Genomic DNA, 14,088 nt, shown 5'->3' with positions numbered 1-14,088 from the left:
AGATACAGCAAGGGAGCGACATGGGTAACATCTTCGGTTCTAATAATTCCGGTGAGAGGGTACATACCGGCGGGGATGACCCGTCGAAGGTGCTTCTGCGTGGTCTGACCTTTGACGACGTGCTGCTCCTACCTGCGGAGTCCCACATCGTTCCGGGGGAGGTGGATACCTCGGCGCAGTTCACCCGCAATATTCGTTTGGGTATGCCGATTGCGTCGGCAGCAATGGATACGGTGACGGAGTCCCGCATGGCCATTGCCATGGCGCGTCAGGGCGGCATTGGTGTGCTGCACCGCAACCTGTCGGCGGAGGACCAGGCGGAGCACGTTGATGTGGTGAAGCGTTCGGAGTCCGGCATGGTCACGGATCCGGTGACCGCTACGCCGGGCATGAGCATCAGCGATGTGGACGCGCTGTGCGCTCGTTTCCGTATTTCGGGTCTGCCGGTGGTGGATGAGCAGGGTGTGCTGGTGGGCATTATCACCAACCGCGATATGCGTTTTGAAGCTGATTTCTCGCGCCCGGTGTCCGAGGTCATGACGCCGATGCCGCTGGTGGTGGCGCAGGATGGCGTGAGCAAGGAAGAGGCGCTCCAGCTTTTGTCGGAGAATAAGGTGGAGAAGCTGCCGATCGTCGATAAGCAAGGCAAGCTCACTGGCCTCATCACCGTGAAGGATTTTGTGAAGACCGAGCAGTTCCCCAACGCCTCGAAGGACAGTGAGGGGCGTCTGCTCGTCGCGGCGGGCATCGGCACGGGCGAGGATTCCTACAATCGTGCGGGCCTGCTTGTCGACGCTGGCGTGGACGCCCTCGTCGTCGACTCCGCCCACGCACACAACAACCGCGTCCTGGAGATGGTTGCGCGGGTGCAGAAGGATTTCGGTGACCGCGTCGATGTCGTAGGCGGCAACCTGGCCACCCGCGAGGCCGCTGCCGCGATGATTGAGGCGGGTGCGGATGCCATCAAGGTGGGCATCGGTCCGGGCTCCATCTGCACCACCCGCGTGGTTGCCGGTGTGGGTGCCCCGCAGATCACCTCGATCCTGGAGGCGTCCGTGCCGGCGCATGCTGCTGGCGTTCCGGTCATCGCTGACGGCGGCATGCAGCACTCCGGTGACGTGGCTAAGGCGCTCGCTGCTGGTGCGTCGACGGTCATGCTCGGCTCCATGCTTGCTGGCACGAAGGAAGCGCCGGGCGACATCGTGGTCGTGGGTGGCAAGCAGTACAAGCGCTACCGTGGCATGGGCTCCATGGGTGCGATGCAGGGCCGTGGCCTGACAGGTGAGAAGCGCTCCTTCTCCAAGGACCGCTACTTCCAGGCTGACGTGACCAGCGAAGACAAGCTCGTGCCGGAAGGCATTGAAGGCCGCGTGCCGTACCGCGGTGAGATTGACGCGATCACCCACCAGATCGTTGGTGGGTTGCGCGCGGCGATGGGCTACACCGGTTCTGCCTCCATCGAGGAGCTGCAGACCAAGCGCTTTGTCCAGATCACCACCGCTGGCCTGCGTGAGTCCCACCCGCACGACATCACGCAGACCGTCGAAGCACCGAACTACAGGGGTTAAGCATGCGTGATTACGTTGAAATTGGCATTGGCCGTGAAGCGCGTCGCGCGTACGGCTTGAACGAGATCAACATTGTTCCGTCGCGTCGCACGCGTTCTTCGAAGGATGTTGATCTGCGCTGGCATATCGACGCCTACACGTTCGACGTCCCCCTCGTCTCCCACCCGACGGACGCTCTGGCTAGCCCTGAGTTTGTCATCGAGATGGGCAAGCAGGGAGGCCTCGGCGTGATCAACGCTGAGGGCCTGTGGGGCCGTCACGCGGACCTGGATGCGGCGATCAAGAAGGTCATCGAGCCGATTCTGTTCGCTGATCAGGACGTGCATGGCTTCCGTCAGCCGGGCGTGGCGGAGCTGCAGGAATTGCATGCGGCACCGCTGGACACGGACCTGTTGGCTGAGCGCATCGCACAGGTGCGTGATTCGGGGGTGACCGTTGCTGTTCGTGTGAGCCCGCAGAATGCTCGTGAGCTGGCGCCGATCGTGGTGAAGGCCGGGGCCGAGATCCTGTTCATCCATGGTGAGAACATCTCCGCCGAGCACGTCCAGGAGGGTGGGGAGCCGCTGAACCTGAAGGAGTTCATTGGTTCCCTCGAGGTGCCTGTCATTGCCGGTGGTGTGTCGGATTACACCACTGCACTGCACCTGATGCGCGCTGGTGCGGCTGGCATCATCGTGGGACAGGGCTCCACCACCTCGCCGCTGGCGCTGGGTATTGATTCCAACCTGGCTACCCAGATCGCCGATGTTGCGGCGGCGCGCCGTGAGTACCTCGACGAGACTGAGGGCCGCTACGTCCACGTGATCGCCGATGGTGACATTGACACTAGCGGTGAAATCGCCCGCGCCGTTGCCTGTGGTGCGGATGCGGTCATGCTGGGGCAGCCGCTCGCTGCTGCGGCCGAGGCTGCTGGACACGGCTTCTACTGGCAGTCTCAGAGCGCACACCCGCGCTTCCCGCGCGGCCTGATCACTCAGACCGAGTACGGCTACGGCTGGGTTGAGGCAGGTCTGGCGAGTGATGGTGGCGCATCCCACGAGGACATCATTGCCGCGAGCGGTGCTGATCGTCCGAGCCTGGAGACCGTGTTGCATGGTCCGTCCACGAGCACGTGGGGTGGCTACAACCTCGTCGGTGGTTTGCGCCGTGCGATGGCGAAGTGTGGCTACACGGACATCAAGAGCTTCCAGAAGGTGAGTATCACCGTCTCGCAGTAGTTTTCCGCGCTCCTTCTACGGCCGCCTGGTGGGTTTTCCGCCGGGCGGTTTTCTTTGGTTTGGCTTATCTTCGTCAAGCGGTGTAGTCTTGCGAAAATAAAAGTACGGCAAGACGTACTTTAGAAACTGCAATGACGGAATATCGTTCTGATGGGAGATGAAAATGGCCATAGCACGGAGATTCGCAGCGTTTGCGGCAGCGGCAATGCTGCTGGTGGGTTGTGCACCGGCGACGGAAGAGGAGGCCGCGGAGAAGGCTTCGGAGAAGCCGACGGTGTTGACCACCTTCACGGTGATCCAGGACATCGCGCAGAATGTGGCGGGAGAGCACCTCACGGTTGAGTCCCTGACCAAGCCGGGCGCTGAAATCCACGGCTATGAGCCAACGCCGGCGGATATTCGTCGCGCGACCAACGCGGACCTCATCCTGGATAACGGCCTGAACCTGGAGAACTGGTTCTCTCAGTTCGTGGAGGACAGTGACGCACCGCACGTCACCGTGACGGACGGCATCACCCCGATTGACATCACCGAGGACGAAGGTGCCGGCCTGCCTAACCCGCACGCGTGGATGAGCCCGCTTGAGGTGAGGACCTACGTTGACAACATGGTCGCAGCCTTCTCTGAGCTTGATCCGGAGCACGCCACCGACTTTGAGCGCAATGGTGAGGATTACAAGAATCAGCTCCAGGAGGTCCACGACGGAATGGTGGAGGAGCTGTCCCAGCTGCCGGAGAAGCGCCGTGCGCTGGTGACCTGCGAAGGGGCGTTTTCCTACATGGCACGTGATGCTGGGTTGGAGGAGCGCTTCATTTGGGCGGTGAACTCCGAGAACGAGGCGACTCCGCAGCAGATTTCCCGCGCTATCGAGTTCGTGAAGGAAAACGACGTCCCGGCGGTCTTCTGTGAGTCCACTGTTTCGGATGCACCGATGCAGCGCGTGGTCGAGGCCACCAACGCAACCTACGGTGGCACGCTCTACGTGGACTCGCTCTCGGAAGAGGGTGGCCCGGTGCCGACCTACCTCGACCTGATCAAGCACGACGCAGACGTGATCACCAAGGCTCTGACAGGAAAGAAGTAGTGCAATGAGCCAGCAGGGTACAGCAGCAATCTCGGTGCGCGATGTCACCGTCCACTATGGGAGCGTGCTTGCTCTCGACGGCGTCACCCTGGACATCGCGCCGGGGCGCGTGTGCGGACTCGTCGGGATGAATGGCTCCGGTAAATCGACGCTGTTCAAAACGATCATGGGCCATATCCAGCCTGACGTGGGCACCGTGGCCATCAACGGCCAGGACCCCGCTGCTTCACGACGTTCCGGCGTCCTCGGCTACGTCCCCCAACGCGAAGCAGTGGACTGGGACTTCCCGGTCAGTGTCCGCGACGTGGTCATGATGGGCCGCTACGGCCAGATGGGTTTTACCCGCCGACCACACCGCAAAGACATGGAAGCGGTGGAGCACGCGCTGGAACGCGTGGAGCTCACCGAATTCGCCGACCGCCAGATCGGGCAACTGTCCGGTGGCCAGCGCAAACGGGCATTCGTCGCTCGGTGTATTGCGCAGGGGGCGGAGATTATGTTGTTGGATGAGCCGTTTGCGGGCGTCGATAAGCGAAGCGAAGCAACGATGACCCGGCTCTTTCGTGAGATGGCGGCGAGCGGATCCACGATCTTCGTGTCTACCCATGATCTGCCTGCGCTGCCTGACCTGGCGGATGAGGCGCTCCTGCTGTACCGCCGCGTGCTCGTGCATGGGCAGCCCGCGGAAGTCCTGAAACCAGAGAACCTCGCTGCCGCCTTTGGCTTGGATGTGATGAACCAATGATGTCTTTCCTCCTTGACCCCTTTGCCTACGACTTCATGACGCGCGCACTGGCAACCAGCCTTGTCGCGTCTGTGGTGTGTGCGGTGCTGTCATGCTGGCTGGTGCTCATCGGCTGGTCACTCATGGGCGACGCGGTGTCCCACGCAGTCTTCCCCGGCGTGGTGGTGGCATACCTGCTCGGCGCGCCTTTTGCTGTGGGGGCCGTGATCTTCGGCTTCCTCGCGGTCGGCTTGATCGGCGTGGTGCGCGACACGAGCCGCCTGAAAGAAGACGCCGCGATCGGCATCGTCTTCACCACGCTGTTCGCGTTCGGCCTTGTGCTCATCTCCGTGACGCCATCGCACACGGACCTGAATCACATCATCTTCGGCAACCTGCTCGGTGTGTCCAAAGCTGACCTCGCGCAAATCCTCTTGTTGGGTGCCATCACGCTAGCGATCCTCCTGCTCAAGCGACGCGACTTCACTCTGTTTGCCTTCGACCCGATCCACGCTCACGCGATCGGGCTGCGCCCGAAAATGATCGGTGCGGTGCTGCTCGCGCTGCTGGCGTTGACATGCGTGGTTGGGCTGCAGGCCGTCGGTGTCATCCTCGTGGTGGCCATGCTGATCATCCCCGGCGCGACCGCCTACCTGCTGACCAACACGTTCAGCCACATGCTGATCATCGCGCCAGTGATGGCGGCAGGATGCTCTGTGGTTGGCTTGTACGCCAGCTATTACCTGGATGCGTCGCCGGGTGGGCTCATCGTCGTGGCGCAGGGCGTGGTGTTCCTACTGGTGTATCTGTTTAGTCCGAGCCAGGGCATCATCACGAAGCTGATGAGGAAGAAGCCTGTCTACGCCGAAGTAGGGGAGGCTGTGGAGACGAACAACGCATCCGTAGCGATGTTGCCCAGCGGCACGGCCTGAGAAGCCTTATCGACGGTCACCTCCAGCGCCTCCGAGAACGGCGCACCTTCCGTGACCGTCAGGACGGCGCCGACGACGATGCCGTTTTCCTCGAAGTGCTTGAGCAGCTCCGGGTCCGAGTCCGAAATCCTTTCGACGGTGACCCGGAGTTTTTCTGTGCCCTTTTCCATGGCCGCGGCCAGGTCGGTGAGGCTGCGGGCATCCAGCGCTGGCACGGTACCGTCCGCGGCAGGGATGGGATCTCCGTGCGGGTCGCGCTCCGGGTGGCCCAGGAACTCGTCGAGCCGAGCGACGAAGAAATCGGAGACCGCGTGCTCCATGTTCTCGGCCTCGTCGTGGACCTGGTCCCAGGTGTAGCCGAGGGTGTCCACCAAGAACGTCTCGATGAGTCGATGTCGCCTGATCATGGCTACGGCGTAGGTGCGGCCCTCGTCCGTCAGCTCCACGGAGCCGTACGGTGCGTGGGAAATCAACCCCTGCGAACCTAGCTTGCGCATCGCGTCAGACACCGAGGACATGCGCAAACCCGTCTGCCGGGAGATCAACGTTGCGGTGACGGGTTCAGCCGACCATTCCGTGAGACTCCAGATCACCTTCAGGTAGTTCTGGGTCGAGGTAGACAGGTCGTTTACGGACATAGGAATCACTCTATACGGGTTGAGCTCTTTTCTTACCGCGCCCTTGCATTGCCTGAATGACCGCGGCTGCGATCACCAGAAGGATCGCCGTGAACTTCATTCCCGAGATGTGCTCCGACAGCAGCAGCCAGCCGAAGAATGCGGCGATGGCGGGCTCGAGGGCGAGGAAGATGGCGAAGGTGTTGGGGGTGAGACGTCGTAAAGCAATAAGCTCCAGCGAGTACGGCACGAGCGACGCAAGAACCGCGGTGCCCAGCGCGATGCCGAAGAGGTGGGTGTCCGACATGATGGTCAGCGAACCCTGCCAGCCGAGCGGCATGAGGGCCAGGCCACCGATGAACAGAGCCACCGCGAGACCACCCTGGCCAGGCACCGAATTGCCCGCGCGCTTGGATGCAAGAATGTACAGCGCCCAGAACACACCCGCTGTCAGTGTGAACGCAACGCCAACCGGGTCGAGCGGATAGCCGTTGTAGGAATTGATGCCCAGCAGCAGCATGCCGGTGAGCGCAAGGGCCACGCAGATCGCGTCGCGCACGGAGCGCGACAACAGCGCGGCGAGAGTCAGCGGGCCCAAGAACTCGATGGTCACTGCGGTGCCGAGGGGGATCCGCTCGATCGCTGTGTAGAAACAGCCGTTCATGAACCCCATGGTCAACCCAAACGTGATCACGGCGCGCCACTGATCCGAAGTCCAAGCCCAAAAGTGCGGACGGCTTGCCGCGAGAAGGATCACCGCCGCGAGAAGCAGGCGCAACGATGCCGTTGCCCAACTGCCGGCGTGCGGGAACAACTCAACCGCCAGGGCCGCCCCAAGCTGCAGCGAAATGCACGAGCCGATGATGCACGCAACGCCAAGCGATGAGGTAGGAGCAGAAGCGGTCATGGCGGTTCAGTCTATGCAGGCCATGCGTTAAACTTTGAATCCGTGACTACCTCTCCAACTGCTAACGCGCATCCGCGCCCAGTCCTTGTTGTGGACTTCGGCGCGCAGTATGCACAGCTCATTGCCCGTCGCGTGCGTGAAGCGCGCATCTACTCTGAGGTCGTGCCGCACACGATCACGGCTGAAGAATTGAAAGCTAAGGGCCCGGTTGCACTCGTGCTGTCCGGCGGCCCGTCGTCTGTGTACGAGGACGGTGCGCCGAAGCTCGATCCGGCCATCTTCGAGCTGGGCTTGCCCACGTTCGGCATTTGCTACGGCTTCCAGGTGATGACTCAGGCGTTGGGTGGCACCGTGGCCAAGACGGGTTCGCGCGAGTACGGCCGCACGAAGATGGATGTGTGCGGTGGCGTCCTCCACGCTGGCCTGTCGGAGCAGCATTCCGTGTGGATGAGCCACGGCGATTCCGTGACGCAGGCGCCGGAAGGTTTCGAGGTCACCGCGTCTTCTGAGGGTGCACCGGTCGCCGCCTTTGAGAACGCGGATCAGCGTATGGCGGGCGTGCAGTACCACCCGGAGGTCATGCACTCGCCGCACGGTCAGCAGGTGCTCACCCGCTTCCTCACGGAGATCGCGGGGCTCGAGCAGACCTGGACGGCGTCGAATATTGCAGAGCAGCTTATCGACGCTGTCTCGGCCCAAATCGGCCCCGACGGCCACGCCATCTGTGGTCTGTCTGGCGGCGTGGACTCCGCTGTCGCAGCGGCGCTGGTGCAGCGTGCGATCGGCGACCGTTTGACCTGCGTGTTCGTTGACCACGGTCTGCTGCGCCAGGGCGAGCGCGAGCAGGTGGAGAAGGACTTCGTGGCCGCAACCGGCGCGAAGCTGGTGACGGTGGATGAGCGTGACGCCTTCCTGAGCAAGCTCGCCGGCGTGACGGAGCCGGAGGCGAAACGTAAGGCGATTGGTGCGGAGTTCATCCGTTCCTTCGAGCGCGCCGTGGCCTCCGTGCTGGAGGGGGAGGACGTGGGCTTCCTCGTCCAGGGCACCCTGTACCCGGATGTTGTGGAATCCGGCGGCGGCACGGGCACCGCGAACATCAAGAGCCACCACAACGTGGGTGGCCTGCCGGACGATGTGGAGTTCGAGCTTGTCGAGCCGCTCCGCCTGCTGTTTAAGGACGAGGTCCGCGCTGTTGGCCGGGAGCTGGGTCTGCCGGAGGTTATTGTGAACCGCCAGCCGTTCCCGGGCCCGGGCCTGGGTATCCGCATTGTCGGTGAGGTGACGTCGGAACGCCTAGAGACCCTGCGCAAGGCCGATGCCATCGCCCGCGAGGAACTCACCCGCGCTGGCCTGGACGATCAGATCTGGCAGTGCCCGGTGGTCTTGCTCGCAGACGTTCGCTCCGTCGGTGTTCAGGGTGACGGCCGCACCTACGGCCACCCGATTGTGCTGCGACCGGTTGCTTCCGAGGACGCGATGACCGCCGACTGGGTGCGCGTGCCGTACGAGGTGCTGGAGACGATCTCCACCCGCATCACAAACGAGGTGGAGGACGTCAACCGCGTGGTCGTGGACATCACGTCCAAGCCACCGGGAACCATCGAGTGGGAGTAAGCCTGGGAGATTAACCCAGTCTTACTGTCTTACTCAGCAAACTGCGCGGACACGGATCCAATGCGGTGCTTCACATTAATGGTGAGCAGCGCGCCATCCTTGTCCGCGTTTTGCTTTCCTGAGGGGCAGGTGGTGTCGCCGACGTTGGCCTGGCAGTGCACCTCAACGGGCACGTTCTTCGGCAGGAGGATGTTGATCTCGCCGATGCCGTTGTTGAAGTTGACGGTCTTTGGCTCCTTGAGCGGCGCCAGGTTCGAGAGGTCAACGTTCATTTCGCCGACGAGATTGTCCACATCCGGGATTGAATTCGCGTCCTCGTAGGAGACGTTCACTTCGCCGATGCGGTCGGAGACGCCAGGCACGAAGACGAGGGGTGCGGCGATGAGCAACGCCACCGGGATCCACAGCCACAGGCGCGAGCCCTTCTTCTTAGGCTCCGGTTCCGGGGCCGGCTCCGGGGCAGGGTCCGGCAGGTGCCACAGCCCTGGCGCCGCGCCCAACGGATCCCACGCCGGGGGAGTAGGGGCAGCAGGTTCCGGGCCAGCCGGGTGTTCGTGGCCTTCCGGTGGTGTGAACCGCGCAGTCACCGGCGGCTCAGGCTGCGTCTTCGGTTCGTGAGGCTTCTGCGGAGAAGGCGGGACCACGAGCCCAGCCGGCGGGACCGGCGTGCGCTGGTGCAGCGCCCACCATGCCACCGCCGCAGCCACGAGGCCGCCGAGGGCAGAGAACACCAGCTCGCCGCCAGCGCCCACGGACAAGGTGGGGAAGAAGATGATGAGCAAAACCAGCAGCACCCAGCCGGTGGTGCGGTCATCGCGCTCCGCGTCCGTCAGTTCTTCATTCGGCCGCGAGATCACCTCCGCGGGGCTGGCTGCCATGCCAAAGCGCGGCATGAGGAAACCACACAGGATGTAGGTGAACAGGCCAACACCAAACGCGAAGGACAAGGCAACAAAAGCCACGCGGACGAGCAATGCGTCGATGCGGTAGCGCACCGCGATGCCTTCGCAGATGCCGGCGATCATTGCGTTTCCGCCCTGTTTCTTCGGGATGCGGGGAGGGCGGGTGTCCCACATTTCCTTCAGTGTCTCGTTCATGGTTCCAGTATGAAATGCAGGGGCGCGGAGCGGTATCGGGAATGACCCTGGTTTTTGGATTTCAGGGTTTACCCTGATTCGCGCCGCGAACAAGCATGCAAAGATAAGCGCATGTCCTATTCCAATGGTGCCTACCCGCGTTTTGTGCGCGTGGAGCAAGGGCGGGTTGTCGCAGGTGTCGCCGCAGGGTTGTCGGCGCATTTGCGTATCGACGTCACCTGGGTCCGCCTCGCCCTCACCCTCACCTCCTTCCTCGGCGGGATGGGAGTTCTGGCGTATGCGGCGCTGTGGATGTTCAGCCCGGTGGGCACGCCGCAGGAGCCGGTGATTGACCGCTACCGCGTCGGGGGTGCTGCGCATGCCTTCATGATCGTGGGGGCGTTTGCGCTGTGGGCCCTATCGGCAGGCGGTGCCGGCTGGTTCTTCCTGGTTATCGCGCTGGTGGCTCTTGGCGCGGTGTTGGCGTGGCAGGCCTATGACCGTGACATGCGCACCACCGGTTCCGTCGTGCTGTTGGCGTGTGGCGCGGTGTTGGTGATGGGTGGTGTCGTGGTCATTGCCCTGATGGGTGACCGCGGTGGGATTACTGGCGTGATCATGGCGGTTCTTGCCTCGGTGATTGGCGTGGGCATTCTGGTGGTGCCGTTGATTCTGCGGCTGTTCCGCTCGCTCGTGCAGGAGCGCGAGGAGAAAGCGGTGGCCGACCAGCATGCTGTTATTGCCGCTCATCTGCATGATTCAGTGCTGCAGACACTCGCCCTCATCCAAAAGCGCGCGGATGATGCGGAGGAGGTTGCGCGCCTTGCTCGCGGCCAGGAGCGTGAACTGCGCGCCTGGCTTTACGACGCCCCCGCCACCCCCACCAGCCTCTTCGCCGCCCTCAACACCGCGGCGGGTGAGGTCGAGGACATGTTTAATGTGCGCATCCGGCCCGTCACCGTCGGTGAGGACCTGGCGCTGGAGGAGCACGTGGAACCCATCGTCTTGGCAGCTCGCGAAGCCATGGTGAATGCCGCGAAGCATTCAGGCACGTCCGCCATTGACGTGTACGTGGAACACATCGCTGGTGAGCTCAGCGTGTTCGTTCGTGACCGTGGAACCGGCTTTGATGTGGATGCTGTCCCGGCGGATCGGCACGGCATCCGCGATTCCATCACCGGCCGCATGGACAGTGCCGGCGGGACCGCCGCGGTGAAAACGGCCCAGGGCGAAGGAACAGAAGTGGTACTCACGTTGCCGCTGTAAAGTCGAGATCATGCAGCCAGTTCGCGTTTTTCTTGTCGACGACCACTCCGTCTTCCGCTCCGGCGTCCGCGCCGAACTGGCCGGTGCTTATTCCGCCGCGGCGATTGAGGTCGTCGGCGATGCTGGCACTGTGGCCGAGGCCGTTGCTGGTATCGCGGAGACGAAGCCTGACGTTGTCCTCCTGGACGTCCACATGCCGGACGGCGGTGGCCTCGCCGTGATCACGCAAGCACCGGGCCCGAAGTACTTGGCGCTGTCTGTGTCGGATGCGGCGGAAGACGTCATCGCTCTCATCCGTGCGGGGGCGCGCGGGTACGTGACGAAGAACATCAACGGCCCGGAGCTCGCTGAAGCCGTCATGCAGGTGCATGGTGGGGATGCGTACTTCTCGCCGCGCCTCGCTGGGTTTGTCCTCGATGCGTTTGCCTCCGGCGGGGTTGTGGAGGATCCGGCGGGGGAGCCGGAGAAGGTGGGGGAGGGGGAGATCGTCGATAAGCTCACGCGCAGAGAGCTCGAAGTGCTGCGGCTTTTGGCGCGCGGCTACACGTATAAGGAGATTGCGGCGGAGCTGTTCATTTCGGTGAAGACGGTGGAAACGCACGCGTCGAATGTGCTGCGTAAGACGCAAACGTCGAACCGCCATCAGTTGACGCGGTGGGCGTCACAGCACTCACTGGACTAGAAAATATGTTCGACCACGGGGATTGACCGTGTCGCCCACGCGGAGCATAATAATTCGCGTGAGTGGAACAAGTGTTCGTAAGGTTGATCTGGCTGCCGTGCCACTTGCTTCCTCGCGCGCCGAACAAATTGCGCAGCTGCGCGCCCAGATTTCGCAGATGGGAGGGGGCGCGCGGGAAGAAAGTGCGGTTCAAGGTCTTGACCTGCTGCCTATCGACGGGCCCCTGGGCTCCGTCCTTCCCGGCGGCCTTCCGCGGCGCGCAATCACACACCTGAGCGACACGCCGGGGCTGGTTGTGGAGTTGCTGCGCCATGTTACCGCTGCTGGTGGACACGCGGGTGTGGTGGGGTGGTCGGAGCTGTCTTATGCCGCGCTGCCGGCGGCAGGTCTGGAGCGCATCATCGCGGTGCCGGACGCCGGCGTGGATCCGCTGGGCGTGGCCGGGGTACTGGTGGAAGGGCTTGACCTGGTGGTGTTCCGTTCTCCGGTTGCGCTGGAGTTGTCGCCGGTGCGGGCCCGGCCGTTGCTGGGCAAGCTGCGCAAGGGCCATGCCGCGCTCATGCTGGTGGGGGCGACGGTGCCGTCGCCGGCGCTGTCTATGACGGGGGAAGTGGTGGGCTTCCACGGTATCGGCCGCGGCACTGGCCGCATCATGGGGATGGACGTGCGGGTGCGGGTCACGCAGAAGAACACGCGCCCGGCCTCGACCGTGATCACGGTGGGTGACGCGCCGGCACCTGCCTTGCGGGTGGTGCGGTAGATGCGCGTGGCGGCCGTGTGGTTCCCGGATTGGCCGATCCAGGCGGCGCGGCTCGATGCGGGGGATGAGCTGGAGGAGCCGTTGGCGATCGGTGCGCATCATCGCATCAAAGTGGTGTCGCACGCGGCGCGCAAACTGGGGATTCGGCGTGGGATGAAGGTGCGTCACGCTCAGTCCGTGTGCCCGGATCTGACGGTGGTGGAGGATAATCCGGACCGGGATGGGCGCATGTTCGCGGCGCTCGCGGCGAGTTTCGATGATGTTGCCGCGTCCGTGGAGGTCCTGCGCCCAGGGCTCGTCGTCGTGGATATCGCCGCCGCGGGCACGTTCCACGGGAGCGAGGAAAAAGCGACGGAGATGCTTATCGACGCTGCCTCCCGCCGCGGCATCGACGCCCTCGCCGGCGTAGCCGATGAGATTGCCACGGCTGTCATCGCGGCGCGTGTCCCGGCGGTGGTGCCGGCGGGGCAGTCGGCGGCGTTTCTCGCCGGTCTTCCTCTGCGCATGCTGGTGGCGGAGACAAGCCTGGGTGCGGACGCAGACACCGTCGCTGCCCTGGGGCAGCTGGGGGTGGGCACGCTTGGGGAGCTCGCCGCGCTGCCATCCACTGCCATATCCACGCGTTTTGGGCGTGCAGGGCTGCATTGCCACCGCATTGCGTGTGCTGCGCCGGACCGGCGGGTAGCGCCGGAGATTCCGTCGGCGGACCTGAGCGTGTCAGTGTTTCCGGAAGACCCCATCGAGCGTGTTGATGCCGCTGCCTTCGCCGCTCGTGCTTTGGCGGCGCACCTGCATGAACGTCTCGCGGATGCGGGTCTGAACTGTCTTCGCCTCAAAGTAAAAGCAGAAGTAGACGGCGGGGAGATCGTGGAACGCACGTGGCGTACCCGCGAAGCCCTGACGGAAGAGGCCACGGCCGATCGGGTGCGGTGGCAGCTCGATGGGTGGTTGACGCACGGCGGTGCCGGGGCAATCACCTCCCTGATCCTTGAACCGTTGGAAGTGGCGCAGCCCGATACCGCGGGGCAGTTGTGGGGCAGCGGTCCTGCCGCGGGACCTGGGGCGGGGAATGCTCAGGCGCGCCGGGTGGCGGAACGCGTGCAGTCCCAGCTCGGGATCGATGCGGTGGTGCAGCCACGCTTCGTCGGCGGGCGCGGGGTGGCAGAACGCGTCGCCCTCGTTCCCTTTGGGGAACGCGGCCCTGAGAGCAGCAACGCCGCCTGGCCTGGCGCGATCCCGCAGCCTTTGCCAGCGCGGATTGGTGGTGGCTTAAACCACCCGGCATCACGGGTCACGATGATTGATGCCCACGCCACCCCCATCGGCGTCACCGCAGAAGCGCTACTCACCTCCCAGCCTTACGCCCTGAGCTGGGGTGGCAACAAATACCTCATCACAGGCTGGGCAGGTCCGTGGCCCGTGGACGGCGAATGGTGGGAGGAGACACCCCACAAAGTCGCCCGTCTCCAAGTCGTCGGCTGCACGCCACGTGATCAAGAACCAGTGGGGTGGCTGCTGGTGTGGTCGAAGCAGCAGTGGCGGGTCGAGGCGATGTACACCTAGCTACACCCATCTGTACGCGCTGACCTGCGGCGTTGTGGGTTGTGCCGAGCGTGCTGCCGGAGTCCCTTTCAGTGTCCC

The 14,088-nt window shown here is 63.7% G+C and carries 13 protein-coding genes; 10 read left to right on the top strand and 3 right to left on the bottom strand.

What is annotated here, in order from left to right; genetic code table 11:
• The first annotated feature begins 20 nt into the window (after positions 1-20).
• The 5 genes from guaB (at position 21) to QP968_RS07410 (ending at position 5,525) form a co-directional block, all read left to right on the top strand.
• Positions 21-1,568, top strand: a complete 1,548-nt coding sequence (gene guaB, locus QP968_RS07430) for an IMP dehydrogenase (RefSeq protein WP_284855785.1) — start codon at positions 21-23, stop codon at positions 1,566-1,568.
• A 2-nt stretch (positions 1,569-1,570) separates the two neighbouring features.
• Positions 1,571-2,785, top strand: coding sequence for a GuaB3 family IMP dehydrogenase-related protein (locus tag QP968_RS07425; protein ID WP_284855784.1), 1,215 nt, complete (start codon positions 1,571-1,573; stop codon positions 2,783-2,785).
• A 163-nt stretch (positions 2,786-2,948) separates the two neighbouring features.
• Positions 2,949-3,869: a metal ABC transporter substrate-binding protein gene (locus QP968_RS07420; protein WP_502870926.1), complete on the top strand. Its 921-nt coding sequence runs from the start codon at positions 2,949-2,951 to the stop codon at positions 3,867-3,869.
• Positions 3,870-3,873: 4 nt separating this feature from the next.
• Positions 3,874-4,614 carry a metal ABC transporter ATP-binding protein gene (locus QP968_RS07415; RefSeq protein ID WP_284855783.1) on the top strand — a complete coding sequence of 247 codons (741 nt, stop codon included), beginning with the start codon at positions 3,874-3,876 and terminating at the stop codon, positions 4,612-4,614.
• The gene (locus QP968_RS07410) at positions 4,611-5,525 is read left to right on the top strand and encodes a metal ABC transporter permease (protein ID WP_284855782.1); all 915 of its coding nucleotides are present in this window, start codon (positions 4,611-4,613) and stop codon (positions 5,523-5,525) included. Before QP968_RS07415 ends, QP968_RS07410 begins: the two co-directional genes overlap by 4 nt.
• On the opposite strand, the gene QP968_RS07405 is transcribed toward QP968_RS07410, so the two are convergent.
• Both QP968_RS07405 and QP968_RS07400 read right to left on the bottom strand, forming a co-directional pair.
• Positions 5,453-6,163 carry a metal-dependent transcriptional regulator gene (locus tag QP968_RS07405; RefSeq protein WP_284855781.1) on the bottom strand — a complete coding sequence of 237 codons (711 nt, stop codon included), beginning with the start codon at positions 6,161-6,163 and terminating at the stop codon, positions 5,453-5,455. The genes QP968_RS07410 and QP968_RS07405 overlap by 73 nt on opposite strands.
• A gap of 10 nt (positions 6,164-6,173) precedes the next feature.
• Positions 6,174-7,049: an EamA family transporter gene (locus QP968_RS07400; RefSeq protein WP_284855780.1), complete on the bottom strand. Its 876-nt coding sequence runs from the start codon at positions 7,047-7,049 to the stop codon at positions 6,174-6,176.
• Positions 7,050-7,091: 42 nt separating this feature from the next.
• On the opposite strand from QP968_RS07400, the gene guaA reads away from it, so the two are divergent.
• Complete coding sequence (gene guaA / locus QP968_RS07395; protein WP_284855779.1) at positions 7,092-8,663, top strand: glutamine-hydrolyzing GMP synthase; 1,572 nt, start codon at positions 7,092-7,094, stop codon at positions 8,661-8,663.
• 29 nt (positions 8,664-8,692) lie between these two features.
• Here the strand turns inward: guaA and QP968_RS07390 are convergent, their stop codons facing one another.
• Positions 8,693-9,760, bottom strand: a complete 1,068-nt coding sequence (locus tag QP968_RS07390) for a PspC domain-containing protein (RefSeq protein WP_284855778.1) — start codon at positions 9,758-9,760, stop codon at positions 8,693-8,695.
• Positions 9,761-9,871: 111 nt separating this feature from the next.
• Between QP968_RS07390 and QP968_RS07385 the strand changes: the two genes are divergently transcribed.
• Genes QP968_RS07385 through QP968_RS07370 form a run of 4 tightly spaced genes read left to right on the top strand, consistent with a single transcriptional unit; the run spans position 9,872 to position 14,010 of the window.
• Positions 9,872-11,005, top strand: a complete 1,134-nt coding sequence (locus QP968_RS07385) for an ATP-binding protein (protein ID WP_284855777.1) — start codon at positions 9,872-9,874, stop codon at positions 11,003-11,005.
• A gap of 10 nt (positions 11,006-11,015) precedes the next feature.
• The gene (locus tag QP968_RS07380) at positions 11,016-11,687 is read left to right on the top strand and encodes a response regulator transcription factor (protein ID WP_284855776.1); all 672 of its coding nucleotides are present in this window, start codon (positions 11,016-11,018) and stop codon (positions 11,685-11,687) included.
• A gap of 58 nt (positions 11,688-11,745) precedes the next feature.
• A complete protein-coding gene (gene imuA', locus QP968_RS07375; protein ID WP_284855775.1) occupies positions 11,746-12,447 on the top strand; it encodes a DnaE2-dependent mutagenesis accessory factor ImuA' in 702 nt (233 codons plus the stop codon).
• Positions 12,448-14,010 carry a DNA polymerase Y family protein gene (locus QP968_RS07370; protein WP_284855774.1) on the top strand — a complete coding sequence of 521 codons (1,563 nt, stop codon included), beginning with the start codon at positions 12,448-12,450 and terminating at the stop codon, positions 14,008-14,010.
• Positions 14,011-14,088: the final 78 nt, after the last annotated feature.

The organism is Corynebacterium sp. MSK041 (assembly GCF_030232265.1).
GTDB lineage: Bacteria > Actinomycetota > Actinomycetes > Mycobacteriales > Mycobacteriaceae > Corynebacterium.
The sequence above is the reverse complement of the archived record's forward strand: the minus strand, read 5'-3'. Positions and strand labels throughout refer to the sequence as shown.